Origin of the sequence: Nonlabens sp. (genome assembly GCF_965660805.1) — a bacterium.
Classification (GTDB): Bacteria; Bacteroidota; Bacteroidia; order Flavobacteriales; family Flavobacteriaceae; genus Nonlabens.
Map to the genome: position 1 here is coordinate 31468 of NZ_CBFIBE010000008.1, position 12295 is coordinate 43762.

Genomic DNA, 12295 nt, shown 5'->3' on the forward strand with positions numbered 1-12295 from the left:
TTGCTAGTTATTAGAAGAAACGTGGTGATTGCATCACTTTACGTGGGAAATTCAAGTCATAAGTCAAGAAGATCTCATGAGAAGAATTTGCTGCTACTTGTATATCTGATACCACGCGGTCATAAGCATAACCTACCTTTACATTATCAGTGAGTTGCATACCTACTAGACCACTAAAAGAGTCTTCATACCTGTAAGAGACACCTACTTCAAACTTATTATTAAATAACACATTTGTATTTAAGTCAAAACTTATAGGAGCATCAAAAGCGCCTTTAACTAAAGCATGAGGCTTTAATTTAATATTCTCATTAATATCAAATACATATCCACCCGTTAAGAAAAAGTGTTGTGTCTCAGAACCGAAGGTTAATCCATCTTGATCTAAATGCGTGCTATTTAACATATTAGGAACAGAAAAACCGGTGTACCAGTTGTCTCCATATAGAAAAGCTCCAGCTCCTAAGTTTAAGTATTGCTCATTTAATTGCTCGCTGAATAGTGGATCACCAGGCTGCGTGGTATTCACAAAATTAAGACTCACATCGTGGAAAGTTACACCTGCTTTAAGACCTAAGGCAAGAGTCGTTTTCTTTCCTACTTGTAACTTATAAGAGAAATCTCCATAGAAGTTTTTCTCTTTAACTGGTCCTATTTGATCAGATATTACAGAAAGTCCTACACCTACTCGATCTCCTATAGGAGTACTACCAGAAAAGGTAAGTGTCTCTGGAGCTCCAGTAACACCAGTCCATTGTTGACGGTAAAGAGTGGTAAGAGTTAAGCCATCTCTTGTACCAGCATAAGCTGGATTGATGACGTTTTGGTTGTACATATACTGTGTGTACTGAGGATCTTGTTGAGCGTGTAGCACGCTGGTTCCAGACAAGACAAGGAAAATCCCCATGGCAAGTAATTTTCTCATCATTATAGAGTTAAGTTTTTGGGTTGCACTAGTTTGTTTTTAAAGTTCTAAATATACTACTATGTCCACTAATGTGGTATAAATAGCACTTGAAAATGTTATTATTTCGCTTTCGCGAAAGCGTCACCTTTAATTTAGTACTTGATTATCAATTCATAAGAGCTAAAAGTAAGACAATTAAATTTTTCCAAGCGTTCCTTAGAACATCGAATATAGAAAAAATAGATAGCGATTAGGGTTTAACAAATTCATAATAGATTAAAAGCAACCTTTTACAGATGAAAAGCCTTTCTTAGTTCCGGCGTAATATCATAAATACGGGAAAGTGATCAGAATAGCCTCCTTTATAAGTACGCCCCACAAAAGTGCGAGCTGGTTGCCCTCGATACTTTCCTTTCCACTGTCTTAACATAATGTCATCAAAGATATCTGCCTTATGAAAATAAAGCGCCTCTGGAACATCATTTATAAGACTGTCGCTTACCATAATTTGATCAAATAAATTCCATTTAAAATTATAATTTAAACTACCTCGATGGAATTTCTTGAGTGGAGCTGTTACGTTTTGAAAACCGTAAGGTAAAATCTCATTGCGTATACTGTCATTTTCTGGGTCATCATTAAAATCACCCATGATGATTATATTAGTTCCTTCTAGTAAGTGCTTTTCTTGATTTTTTCTTTCTTGATGAGGATCTACTTGACGCACATGTTCCATAAGCTGCTGCGCCACGGCCACTCTTTTCTCATTTGTAGAGGCCGCTCCATCCCTACGCGACGGCCAGTGGTTCACATAAATATGTAATGGCATACCAGATAAAAATCCTTTTACATATAATATATCACGTGTACGATCTGGTTCATCATTAGGCATAGTAACATCTACAGCTATAGGAGTAGAATATTCAACGGTAAATAGGTCTTTGCGATAAATCATGGCAACATCTATTCCTCGTTCATCGGGACTATCATAGTGTATAATGCTATAGTCTGCTTTTAACAGCTTGGGCTGCTGGATTAAATCTTCAAGTACTTTTTTATTTTCAACTTCGGCAACACCTATTATAGCAGGTAATTTACCGGTTTGTAAAGTTCCTATTTTAGATATAGCATCGCTCAGTTTTTGTAATTTTTTTTGATAGCGTTGAGGTGTCCAGTCTTTGCGTCCATGTGCTGTAAAATCATCATCTAATATGTGCTTATCATTAAACACGTCAAATAGATTTTCAAGATTATAAAAGGCTACGGTATACTGTTCAAATGCTTGTTGTGAAATGGCCAATAGTGTTCTTTTTTACAGAACCCAAAGCTACTACTTCACAATGGATATACGGCTTGAACAAGTTAGTAATCTTTTAAGCTTTTACTAATTATAAAGCTCCTGTCGCGCAATCTATTATCTTTGTTCTATCATACAAAAACATTAATGTTAGAAAGAGAATCACACGAATATGAAAAAGCCATTCTAGTAGGAGTGGTTACCCAACAACAGACAGAGGAAAAATTAAAGGAATATCTCGATGAACTGGAGTTTCTAGCTTATACTGCTGGAGCGACTGTACACAAGCGATTTTCTCAAAAAATGCAAAAACCTAATCCTAAAACTTTTGTAGGATCTGGTAAGATGGAAGATATTAAAGCTTATGTAGATTCCCATAACATTGGCACGGTCATATTTGACGATGAGTTAAGTCCTGCGCAACAAAAAAACATCGAGAAAATACTGGAGACTAAAATCATAGATAGAACGTATCTTATTCTAGACATATTTGCTCAACGTGCTCAAACCAGTTATGCTCGCACACAAGTAGAACTAGCGCAATATGAATATTTACTACCTCGATTAGTAGGTTTGTGGACTCACCTGGAACGACAGAAAGGTGGTATAGGTATGCGTGGTCCTGGTGAGACAGAGATTGAAACAGATAGACGAATCGTGCGTGACCGTATTTCTTTACTTAAAAAGAAACTCCTTACTATAGATAAACAAATGGCTACCCAGCGTGGTAACCGCGGTAAAATGGTGCGTGTTGCTCTAGTAGGCTATACTAACGTAGGGAAAAGTACTTTAATGAATGTGATTTCAAAGAGTGAAGTCTTTGCAGAGAATAAACTATTTGCCACCTTAGATACTACGGTGCGTAAAGTTGTAGTAAAGAATCTTCCATTTTTACTCACAGATACGGTAGGTTTTATACGCAAGTTACCTACTCAACTGGTAGAGTCTTTTAAATCTACTCTAGATGAGGTGCGTGAATCTGATTTATTATTACATGTGGTAGATATTGCTCATGGGAGTTTTGAAGATCACATAGCATCAGTAAACAAAATTCTGGATGAAATAGATGCGGTAGATAAACCTACCATTATGGTTTTTAATAAGATAGACCAGTATGTTCCAGAAGATTATGACCCAGAAGACCTCTTAGAAGAAAGAACCAGTGCGCACTATACACTTGAAGAATGGAAGAAAACATGGATGGCAAAGATGGGTGAGAATGTAGTCTTCATATCGGCCATTGAAAAGGATAACATAGAGGCTTTTAAGAAAAAAGTCTATGATCAAGTGCGTGAGATTCACGTAAAACGTTTTCCTTATAACGCTTTTTTATTTCCCGACTGGGAAGAGTTTGTAACAGAAGAAGAGTAATACCATATTGAATTTATTAAGACATTAGAAACATAAATGGGTATAAGATTTAAGGGTATAATGACCTTTATAATATTAAACTAGAAAACCCTTCATCATTTGATTGATGAAGGGTTTTTAAATGAATAGCTGTTGCTGTAAGACCTTATAAAATCAATTTGGTATTACATACGGCATTTAAAAAACAATATAGTATTAGAAACTATAGTTCAAACCTAGCAACCAGTAAGACTGTAAATCATTATCTACATTATCAAAAGTCAAGGTAGCTGGATCAATCATGGTTCCTTCAGCTTGTGTTTGAGCAAAATTCACCGCTTCTTGATGATTACCTCTTAAACCAAACTCAAATCCTACACCTATGTTTTTCCATAAGGTGTAACCAAAAGAGTTGATCCAAGTGAAATTAGAAAGATTAGAGCTATCATAGCTCTGGAAGGTAGAGAAGTTACTTTTGAAGTTTACTTTCCCTATTTTTCTAGTATAGTCTGCAACTATTTTTGCACCTAGTGAAGATTCAAAAACGCTCTCACCATTGCTAAATACAATGTTATAGTTCAACGGGTGAAACACAACTACTAAGTTCTCTACTGGAGTCCAAGTTCCACCTATACCTATATCTAAATAGCCTGGATCGTTAAAGTTATTAAGTACGGTAGTTCTATATTCACCTAAAGTAGAAACAGCAAGTTTTTCACTCAGCTTATATCCATATAAAGACTGTATGTTAAAAACATCAGTACTTTCTTGAAAGCTGTCATCATCAGTGTCTGTTGTTTTGTCATCAAACTTCACCCACTGAAGATTCACATTTAAATTGTTTCTCCAGAAATATTTTTCTTCTTTAAGATTTGCAAATGCGTTTAAGGTTGCCCCTATATTTCCTGAGCTTACATTAGGAGTTCCTTGAGAATACCACTTATCAAAACCAGATAAGTTTGCACCTATAGTCCCAAAAGCTCCTTTTTTCCATCCTGGAAGTGCATCTATTTGAGCTTGAATAGCATTTGCTCTAGCTTGAATAGCTGCTATAGAATCTAGTTTAGTTGCTTTTAGAGCCTTTAGCTCCTCTTCAGTCTGCGCATAAGTACTCATGGTACATAAGGCTATTACTAAAAGTAAAATTATTTTTTTCATGATATGATTTTGAAAATTTACGGCGCGAAATTACTATTAAATAGAAAAAGCTTACTTCTTAAAAATAAAAAAGAGCTAATATAGATGAACTACCTTTTTTTCTTATAAACTGGCACTGCACTACAGGCTTCGCCGTACATTATAGATCGAGCGATTCCTTGTAATTGATCAGTAATCATCATGTAAGCTGCTAGCGGGACAGGTTTATTAGAACATCCTTTAATAATTACGGGTACATTCTCATACACTGACAGGTCTAGAGCATTTATGATAGGTCTATAAACAGCTGTTTCTAGATCTTCTGGTGATCCTAGCACCACTTTTTGGGCTATACCACTCAATTCTGTCTGCAGTAACATCCACGCCCATTGTGGTATAATAGCATCAGTAGAGCAGTTTACGGCTACATAGTGATCTTTATAAATGGTAAAGTCTGTGTTTTTTAAGCTTTCGCGAAAGCGTGATTCCACCAGCACTATTCCTTCCATGAGCCATTGAGAAATGTCAATCTCACTGCGTGTTCCTTCAGGATAATAATCTTCTAAGTCAATAGTTTTAAGCTTAGAATTTGCGACTCTATTAATGATCTCGCCTTCCATGTTCTAGAGCATTCCTAGTTCAAGTTTAGCCTCTTCACTCATTAAGTCCTTATTCCATGGTGGATCAAAGGTGATTTCTACCTCAGCGTCATTCACTTCTTTAAGTGTCTTCACTTTTTCTTCTACTTCTACGGGTAAGGTCTCTGCTACTGGACAGTTAGGTGAGGTTAAGGTCATGAGTATTTTCACGTCTGCATCACTGCTTACCATAACGTCATAAATGAGACCTAGCTCATAAATATCTACTGGAATCTCTGGGTCATAGATGGTTTTTAATACCTTAACTACTTTTTCTCCTATTTCTTGTCCGTTAATCTCTTCCATAATTAATTTAATTGAGATTGATATGCTACTGCATACATTTTAAGTTGTTTGATCATGGAAACTAATCCATTTGCTCTAGTAGGTGAAAGGTGCTCTTTAAGCCCTATTTGATCTATAAAAGCGGTATCGGCAGCAATGATATCGGCAGGTTTCTGGCCTGACCATGCTCTTATAAGAATCGCTATGATTCCTTTAGTGATAATCGCATCACTGTCTGCGCTAAATTTTACTGTATCTTCTTCTAGATCTGCGTGTACCCATACTTTAGACTGACAACCTTTAATAATATGATCATCAGTCTTGTATTGATCATCTATCACGGGAACACTTTTTCCTAAATCGATCATGTACTCGTAGCGGTCCATCCAGTCGTCAAACATGGAGAACTCTTCTACGATTTCATTTTGAATTTCTTGAATACTCGCCATTATTTTTTTACTGCTGTAATTATTATAAGTCCTTTATCGTTTAACAACTGTAGCCCTTTTTTAGTGGGAATTACTTGAGTTACCATAGACAGGTGCTTTATGTAATCGTTTTCCACTTGTGCCACATCCACACAGTACATTTTAGTACTCATTAATGGCCCTATTTTTACTTTACTGTTTTCTAATATTTCAAATGTACCGCTATATTTATTACAAGCAGATCTTCCTGAAACAAGATTTTCTTTTCCCATTTTTATGGTTAGAGTAATGTCGTGCTCAGAGTAATCATTTTCTCCTACCATAATCACGTCATAATCTCCTGTAATTTCTTGCTCATTACAACTGGTTAAAGTAAAAATACTTAGGGCAAAAAGTATGGTGTAATATTTCATCTTTTAATTCTTAAAGGTTTTCTTTCTAAGACCTTCTTAGGATAGCATGCGTACTGCACGTTGCAAAGCCTGTACCATAATATCTATTTCTTCTTTAGTATTATAAAAGGCAAAGCTTGCTCTTACCGTTCCTGGTATTCCATAGCGCTCCATAACGGGTTGTGCACAGTGATGACCTGTTCTAACAGCAATACCTAGCTTATCTACGATGGTTCCTATATCATAAGGATGCAGGCTGCTTACATTAAAGCTGATGACAGCAGCCTTACCAGCCACATCTCCTAGAATCTCTATTCCATCTATGGATTTTAATTGCTGGGTTCCATAGATTAGTAATTCATGTTCATATGCAGCGATATGATCCATTCCTATTCCACTAAGGTAATCTATAGCAGCTCCTAGAGCGATTCCTCCACAAATATTAGGTGTTCCAGCTTCAAATTTATGAGGCAATCCAGCATAAGTAGTATGCTCAAAAGTGACTTGATCGATCATCTCACCACCACCTTGATAGGGTGGTAGTGCGTTTAAAGCTTCTTCCTTACCATATAAGATTCCTATTCCTGTAGGACCGCACATTTTATGACCTGACATGGTGTAAAAATCTGCGTCAAGCGCTTGCATATCTAACTTCATATGGCCACAAGATTGTGCGCCGTCTATTAAGGTCTTGGCTCCATATTTATGAGCGCCTTTTATTATTTCTTCTACAGGATTAGTAACTCCTAACGCATTTGAAACATGGTTTACTACTACAAAGGCTGTTTTATCATTCAGTAACTCATGGTAAGCACTCAGGTCTAGTTTTCCATTATCCAGCACCGGTATTACTTTTAAAGTCGCGCCTACACGTTCACAAAGCATTTGCCAGGGAACAATATTAGAATGGTGTTCTACAGCGCTTACTATGACCTCATCACCTTTCTTGACAAAAACATGAGCACCACTAGCCACCGCATTAATACTATGGGTGTTCCCTGATGTAAAAATGACTTGTTTAGCTTCAGGAATGTTAAAAAAAGCTCTCGTTTTTTCACGAGCAGCTTCAAAAAGATCTGTCGCTTCTTGACTCAAGGCATGCACACCACGGTGTATGTTTGCATTATGCAAACTGTAATATGCTACGATTTTATCAATCACCTGTTTAGGTTTTTGAGAAGTCGCCGCATTATCAAAATAAACTAACGGTCGCCCATTTACCTCACGATTGAGGATAGGAAAATCAGCTCTTATTTTATGAATGTCTAAAGACATATAAATTTTTTATAAATCAAACCCTATCTCTACACCTAATTTCTTTGCAATCAACTTAGTGATACGAGATTTGATTTCTGGAATTTTTACACTTTCTAAAACACTATTTGCAAAGGCAAACATTAATAGCGCACGTGCTTCTTTTTTACCTATACCACGAGATTGCATGTAGAATAAAGCATCTTCATCTAGCTGACCTATGGTACAACCGTGAGAACATCTTACATCATCTGCAAAAATTTCTAGTTGTGGTTTTGCATTTATCGTTGCTTTATCGCTTACAAGAATGTTATTATTTTGCTGGAAAGCGTTAATTTTTTGGGCTATTTTATCGACTAAAACCTTACCATTAAAGACACCTACAGCTTTATCATCAAAGATCTGTTTGTACTCTTGATAACTCTCACAGTTAGGTGCTGTGTGATGTACTAAAGTAGAATGGTCCACATGCTGTTTTCCTTCTATAATAGTCACTCCATTAAGTAAAGAATTACAGTGCTCACCGCGCTGGTAAAAGTTTAAATTATTTCTAGTCAATCCACCACCGAAAGAAAAGGTATGCAGGCGCACTTCACTATCTGATTGTTGCTCTACGCTGGTGTGATCTATTAAAGAAGCGTTTAAATGATCGTTCTGGATTTTATAATAATCCACCATCGCACGTTTATCTGCAAAAATCTCTGTAACGCTATTTGTGAGTACATCATTCTCGCTCAAACTCTGGTGACGCTCTATGATTTGTACTTGAGAATTCTCTCCTGCGACCACAAGGTTGCGTGGTTGTGTCATTAAACTACTTTCATTTCCTGTAGAGAAATACACAATTTCAATAGGCTTTTCTACAGCTGTGTTTTTTCCTATATGAATGTATGCGCCTTCTCTAGCAAATGCTGTGTTAAGAGAGGTTAAACCATCTTTAGGAGCTAGCTTATTATAAAACGCCTCAATAATTGGGTGATACTTAGGATTGTTTAATGCACTAGACATTAAACATACATCAAATTTATCGTGAGTGGTTTGTGAAAGGTGTGAGCTATAAATACCGTCTATAAAGATGACCCTATATGCATCTATTTGATGCACTAAATATTCCTTAATATCTCCATAAGAAATGTTTGTTTCTTTTTTTGGAAACAAGCTGTAATCCTTATTAAAAACTGACTTAAGTGATGTGTATTTATAAGCTTCTTCCTTGCGTTGTGGTATTCCCATTTCTTCAAATGTAGCCAGCGCCTCATTACGCAATTGGTGCGCATAAGTCTCTGTATCCAGCTCATTTTCAAAAGCGATGAAAGAAGATAATATTTTGTCTTTAAAACTCATTTTTTTTGTTTTTAGGCTTTTTTATTTTTTTCTCACCGCGATTCTTGTGGTGAATACGCTTTTGCGAAAGCGAAATAAAAAAACATGCTCTAATCACTAGATCTTAGTCTAGTGAACTATGCCTCTACTTCTTCTTTAATCCAGTCATAACCTCGCTTCTCTAATTCTAAAGCGAGTTCTTTACCACCAGATTTTACGATGCGACCCTTATAAAGTACATGTACAAAATCAGGCACGATGTAATCTAATAAACGCTGGTAATGCGTGATCACAATCGTTGCATTATCCTTACTACGCAATTTATTTACACCGTTTGCCACGATACGTAAAGCGTCTATATCTAATCCAGAGTCTGTTTCATCAAGAATGGATAGTTTAGGATCTAGCATAGCCATTTGAAAAATCTCATTACGCTTTTTCTCTCCACCAGAAAACCCTTCATTTAAAGAACGTGATAAGAACTTGCGATCTATTTCAAGCATCTCAGATTTTTCACGGATTAACTTTAACATTTCTCCAGCTTTCATTTCTTCTTTACCTTGAGCTTTGCGAGTCTCATTAATGGCAGTCTTCATGAAATTAGTAACTGATACTCCAGGGATTTCTACAGGGTACTGGAATGATAAAAACACACCTTTGTGTGCTCTTTCTTCTGGATCCAGTTCAGAGATATCTTCATTTTCTAATTCTATGGAGCCACCGGTCATTTCATACTCTTCACGACCAGCAATCACGTTTGCTAGTGTAGATTTACCAGAACCATTAGGCCCCATAATCGCATGAACTTCTCCTGGTTTTACCTCTAGATTAATTCCTTTTAAAATTTCCTTGTCCTCAATAGAGGCTTGCAAGTTTTTTATCTGTAACATAGCTGTTCTTTAACTTCTTGTGTCTGTATTATTATATAGGTGCAACTACGGCAGCACTAGATGCTGGTGTTACTTCCTTTATTTCTTTAATGATGATCATTTCTTCCCAGCCTTCACCGGTTTCTAGTTTTAACGGGTTAGGGACTACCTCACCTTTAATAACCACGTTTACCATGTCAAATGTTGTTTTTTTGAGCGGTGTAGCTAGGTCATTAAGCTCATGCATTTTATCATCGATACGCACGGCATAGATTTCATTTTTAGTAGTAAGCACTGCTGCATCTGAAAGGTAGATAAATTCACCTTTAAAGGTGTTTTTATCTTCTACAACCTCTACTGTAGATACTGGCTCAACTTCACCTGACGGTTTTTCTTGATTCTTACAAGCGATGGTTGTTATCGCTATCAAACATAAAACGAGGAAACGCTTCATAATTAAATGGTTTTTTGAATTAGTTTTATCCTACAGAGCCTTCTAGACTTATTTCTAATAGTTTTTGCGCCTCTACGGCAAACTCCATAGGGAGTTTATTAAGTACATCTTTAGAGAATCCATTAACGATTAGTGCTATGGCTTTTTCTGTATCAATTCCACGCTGGTTACAGTAAAAAATTTGATCTTCACCTATTTTACTTGTGGTAGCCTCGTGCTCTATTTTTGAAGAACTATTGCTGTTTTCTATGTACGGGAATGTGTGCGCTCCACACTCGTTACCCATTAATAAACTATCACATTGTGAAAAGTTACGTGCGTTAGTAGCTCGCGAGTTTATTTTAACAAGACCACGATAAGAGTTTTGAGATTTTCCAGCACTTATTCCTTTAGAAATAATAGTAGACTTAGTATTCTTACCTAGGTGTACCATCTTAGTTCCAGTGTCTGCTTGCTGGAAATTATTAGTTACTGCGATAGAATAAAATTCTCCTACTGAGTTATCACCTTTTAAAACACAACTAGGGTATTTCCAAGTCACGGCACTTCCTGTTTCTACTTGTGTCCATGAGATTTTTGCGTTTTTCTCGCATAATCCACGCTTCGTCACAAAGTTAAAAACACCACCTTTGCCTTCGGCATTTCCAGGATACCAGTTCTGTACGGTAGAATATTTAATTTCAGCATCATCTAAGGCTATGAGTTCTACACATGCAGCGTGCAATTGATTTTCATCACGGCTAGGTGCGGTACAACCTTCTAAGTAGGAGACATAACTTCCTTCATCTGCAATAACAAGGGTTCTTTCAAACTGTCCTGTTCCTCCTTCATTAATACGGAAATAGGTAGAAAGCTCCATAGGGCACTTCACGCCTTTAGGGATGTAGCAAAAAGATCCATCAGAGAACACTGCGCTATTTAAAGCGGCATAGTAATTATCTTTTTGCGGTATTACCGTTCCTAAATATTTCTTTACCAGTTCTGGGTGCTCTTGAATCGCCTCAGATATAGGGCAAAAGATAATTCCTTTCTCTGCAAGTGTTTCCTTAAAAGTAGTTGCTACAGAAACTGAATCTACTACTATATCCATGGCTACACCAGCGAGTTTTTTTTGTTCATCTAGGGAGATCCCTAATTTTTTAAAGGTCTCCAGTAATTCTGGGTCTACTTCATCTAGGCTATCGTATTTAGGCTTAGAATTAGGAGCGCTATAAAAAGAAATCGCCTGTAAGTCGGGCTTGTCATAGGTTACATTTGCCCATTCTGGCTCTTCCATTTCTATAAAGTTGCGGTAAGCTTCTAGTCTCCAGTCCAGCATCCACTGTGGTTCATTTTTCTTTGCAGAAATAATGCGTATCACATCTTCACTTAATCCTACTGGGATTTTATCTGATTTTATATCGGTATAAAAGCCGTACTCATACTCCTTATTCTTGAGCTCTTTTTCTAATTCTTCTTCGGTGTACTTTGACATAATTTTCTTTTAATTCCGCTTTCGCGAAAGCGTAACAATAACTTTGAACTATCTAAAGAGAAAAACTCTCTCCACATCCACAAGTCCTCTGTGCGTTTGGATTGTTAAATACAAATCCCTTACCATTCAAACCGCCGCTAAATTCTAGGGTAGTTCCTACAAGGTATAAGAAACTTTTTTTATCTACAACAATGCGCACATCATTTGCTTCAAATATTTTATCTGTGTCTGTAGTTGTTTTATCAAAAGTGAGGTCATAAGATAATCCACTGCAACCACCACTTTTTACACCTACTCGCACATAATCTTTATCTATGGTAAAACCGTCTTCACTCATTAATTGAGCAAGCTTCGTTTTGGCCGTATCTGACACGTTTATCATATGCTTAAATCCTTATTTAAAATGGTTACAAATATACAACAGCCATTCCTCAAGATGAAGCTAAACAATTCATAAAACATTATGATGGCATGCAGTTTCTCTATA

The 12295-nt window shown here is 36.6% G+C and carries 14 protein-coding genes; 1 reads left to right on the forward strand and 13 read right to left on the reverse strand.

What is annotated here, in order from left to right; translation table 11 throughout:
• Nucleotides 1–10: 10 nt before the first annotated feature.
• Both ACTF48_RS03645 and ACTF48_RS03650 read right to left on the reverse strand, forming a co-directional pair.
• Nucleotides 11–928, reverse strand: a complete 918-nt coding sequence (locus tag ACTF48_RS03645; RefSeq protein WP_438961782.1) for a PorP/SprF family type IX secretion system membrane protein — start codon at nucleotides 926–928, stop codon at nucleotides 11–13.
• A 289-nt stretch (nucleotides 929–1217) separates the two neighbouring features.
• Nucleotides 1218–2207, reverse strand: coding sequence for an endonuclease/exonuclease/phosphatase family protein (locus tag ACTF48_RS03650; RefSeq protein ID WP_438961783.1), 990 nt, complete (start codon nucleotides 2205–2207; stop codon nucleotides 1218–1220).
• Between the two features lie 144 nt (nucleotides 2208–2351).
• On the opposite strand from ACTF48_RS03650, the gene hflX reads away from it, so the two are divergent.
• Nucleotides 2352–3575 (forward strand): GTPase HflX, encoded by a 1224-nt coding sequence (hflX, locus tag ACTF48_RS03655; RefSeq protein WP_438961784.1) that lies wholly within the window; start codon nucleotides 2352–2354, stop codon nucleotides 3573–3575.
• Between the two features lie 195 nt (nucleotides 3576–3770).
• Here hflX and ACTF48_RS03660 read toward each other — a convergent pair whose 3' ends face one another.
• From ACTF48_RS03660 to ACTF48_RS03710, 11 genes are all read right to left on the reverse strand, one after another.
• Nucleotides 3771–4712, reverse strand: coding sequence for a DUF3078 domain-containing protein (locus tag ACTF48_RS03660; protein ID WP_438961785.1), 942 nt, complete (start codon nucleotides 4710–4712; stop codon nucleotides 3771–3773).
• 89 nt (nucleotides 4713–4801) lie between these two features.
• Entirely contained in the window at nucleotides 4802–5311 is a 510-nt protein-coding gene (locus ACTF48_RS03665; protein WP_438961786.1) for a DUF2480 family protein, read from the reverse strand.
• Between the two features lie 3 nt (nucleotides 5312–5314).
• On the reverse strand, nucleotides 5315–5635 hold the full coding sequence (locus ACTF48_RS03670; RefSeq protein WP_006796533.1) for an iron-sulfur cluster assembly protein: 321 nt from the start codon (nucleotides 5633–5635) through the stop codon (nucleotides 5315–5317).
• Nucleotides 5636–5637: 2 nt separating this feature from the next.
• Complete coding sequence (locus ACTF48_RS03675) at nucleotides 5638–6063, reverse strand: SufE family protein (RefSeq protein ID WP_438961787.1); 426 nt, start codon at nucleotides 6061–6063, stop codon at nucleotides 5638–5640.
• Nucleotides 6063–6455, reverse strand: a complete 393-nt coding sequence (locus ACTF48_RS03680) for an META domain-containing protein (RefSeq protein ID WP_438961788.1) — start codon at nucleotides 6453–6455, stop codon at nucleotides 6063–6065. The genes ACTF48_RS03675 and ACTF48_RS03680 overlap by 1 nt, the downstream gene beginning before the upstream one ends.
• Before the next feature lie 36 nt (nucleotides 6456–6491).
• Nucleotides 6492–7709 carry an aminotransferase class V-fold PLP-dependent enzyme gene (locus tag ACTF48_RS03685; protein ID WP_438961789.1) on the reverse strand — a complete coding sequence of 406 codons (1218 nt, stop codon included), beginning with the start codon at nucleotides 7707–7709 and terminating at the stop codon, nucleotides 6492–6494.
• Nucleotides 7710–7718: 9 nt separating this feature from the next.
• On the reverse strand, nucleotides 7719–9032 hold the full coding sequence (gene sufD / locus ACTF48_RS03690) for a Fe-S cluster assembly protein SufD (RefSeq protein WP_438961790.1): 1314 nt from the start codon (nucleotides 9030–9032) through the stop codon (nucleotides 7719–7721).
• 116 nt (nucleotides 9033–9148) lie between these two features.
• Nucleotides 9149–9901: a Fe-S cluster assembly ATPase SufC gene (sufC, locus tag ACTF48_RS03695; RefSeq protein WP_438961791.1), complete on the reverse strand. Its 753-nt coding sequence runs from the start codon at nucleotides 9899–9901 to the stop codon at nucleotides 9149–9151.
• Nucleotides 9902–9932: 31 nt separating this feature from the next.
• Nucleotides 9933–10334 (reverse strand): component of SufBCD complex, encoded by a 402-nt coding sequence (locus ACTF48_RS03700; protein WP_438961792.1) that lies wholly within the window; start codon nucleotides 10332–10334, stop codon nucleotides 9933–9935.
• Between the two features lie 25 nt (nucleotides 10335–10359).
• A complete protein-coding gene (sufB, locus tag ACTF48_RS03705) occupies nucleotides 10360–11808 on the reverse strand; it encodes a Fe-S cluster assembly protein SufB (protein ID WP_438961793.1) in 1449 nt (482 codons plus the stop codon).
• A gap of 52 nt (nucleotides 11809–11860) precedes the next feature.
• Nucleotides 11861–12190 carry a HesB/IscA family protein gene (locus tag ACTF48_RS03710; protein ID WP_438961794.1) on the reverse strand — a complete coding sequence of 110 codons (330 nt, stop codon included), beginning with the start codon at nucleotides 12188–12190 and terminating at the stop codon, nucleotides 11861–11863.
• Nucleotides 12191–12295 lie beyond the last annotated feature (105 nt).

Coding starts and splice junctions, on each gene's coding strand:
- ACTF48_RS03685 (WP_438961789.1), bottom strand. CDS start 7,709: ATGTCTTTAGACATTCATAAAATAAGAGCTGATTTTCCTATCCTCAAT.
- ACTF48_RS03710 (WP_438961794.1), bottom strand. CDS start 12,190: ATGATAAACGTGTCAGATACGGCCAAAACGAAGCTTGCTCAATTAATG.
- sufC (WP_438961791.1), bottom strand. CDS start 9,901: ATGTTACAGATAAAAAACTTGCAAGCCTCTATTGAGGACAAGGAAATT.
- ACTF48_RS03670 (WP_006796533.1), bottom strand. CDS start 5,635: ATGGAAGAGATTAACGGACAAGAAATAGGAGAAAAAGTAGTTAAGGTA.
- sufD (WP_438961790.1), bottom strand. CDS start 9,032: ATGAGTTTTAAAGACAAAATATTATCTTCTTTCATCGCTTTTGAAAAT.
- ACTF48_RS03660 (WP_438961785.1), bottom strand. CDS start 4,712: ATGAAAAAAATAATTTTACTTTTAGTAATAGCCTTATGTACCATGAGT.
- ACTF48_RS03645 (WP_438961782.1), bottom strand. CDS start 928: ATGATGAGAAAATTACTTGCCATGGGGATTTTCCTTGTCTTGTCTGGA.
- ACTF48_RS03665 (WP_438961786.1), bottom strand. CDS start 5,311: ATGGAAGGCGAGATCATTAATAGAGTCGCAAATTCTAAGCTTAAAACT.
- hflX (WP_438961784.1), top strand. CDS start 2,352: ATGTTAGAAAGAGAATCACACGAATATGAAAAAGCCATTCTAGTAGGA.
- sufB (WP_438961793.1), bottom strand. CDS start 11,808: ATGTCAAAGTACACCGAAGAAGAATTAGAAAAAGAGCTCAAGAATAAG.
- ACTF48_RS03680 (WP_438961788.1), bottom strand. CDS start 6,455: ATGAAATATTACACCATACTTTTTGCCCTAAGTATTTTTACTTTAACC.
- ACTF48_RS03675 (WP_438961787.1), bottom strand. CDS start 6,063: ATGGCGAGTATTCAAGAAATTCAAAATGAAATCGTAGAAGAGTTCTCC.
- ACTF48_RS03700 (WP_438961792.1), bottom strand. CDS start 10,334: ATGAAGCGTTTCCTCGTTTTATGTTTGATAGCGATAACAACCATCGCT.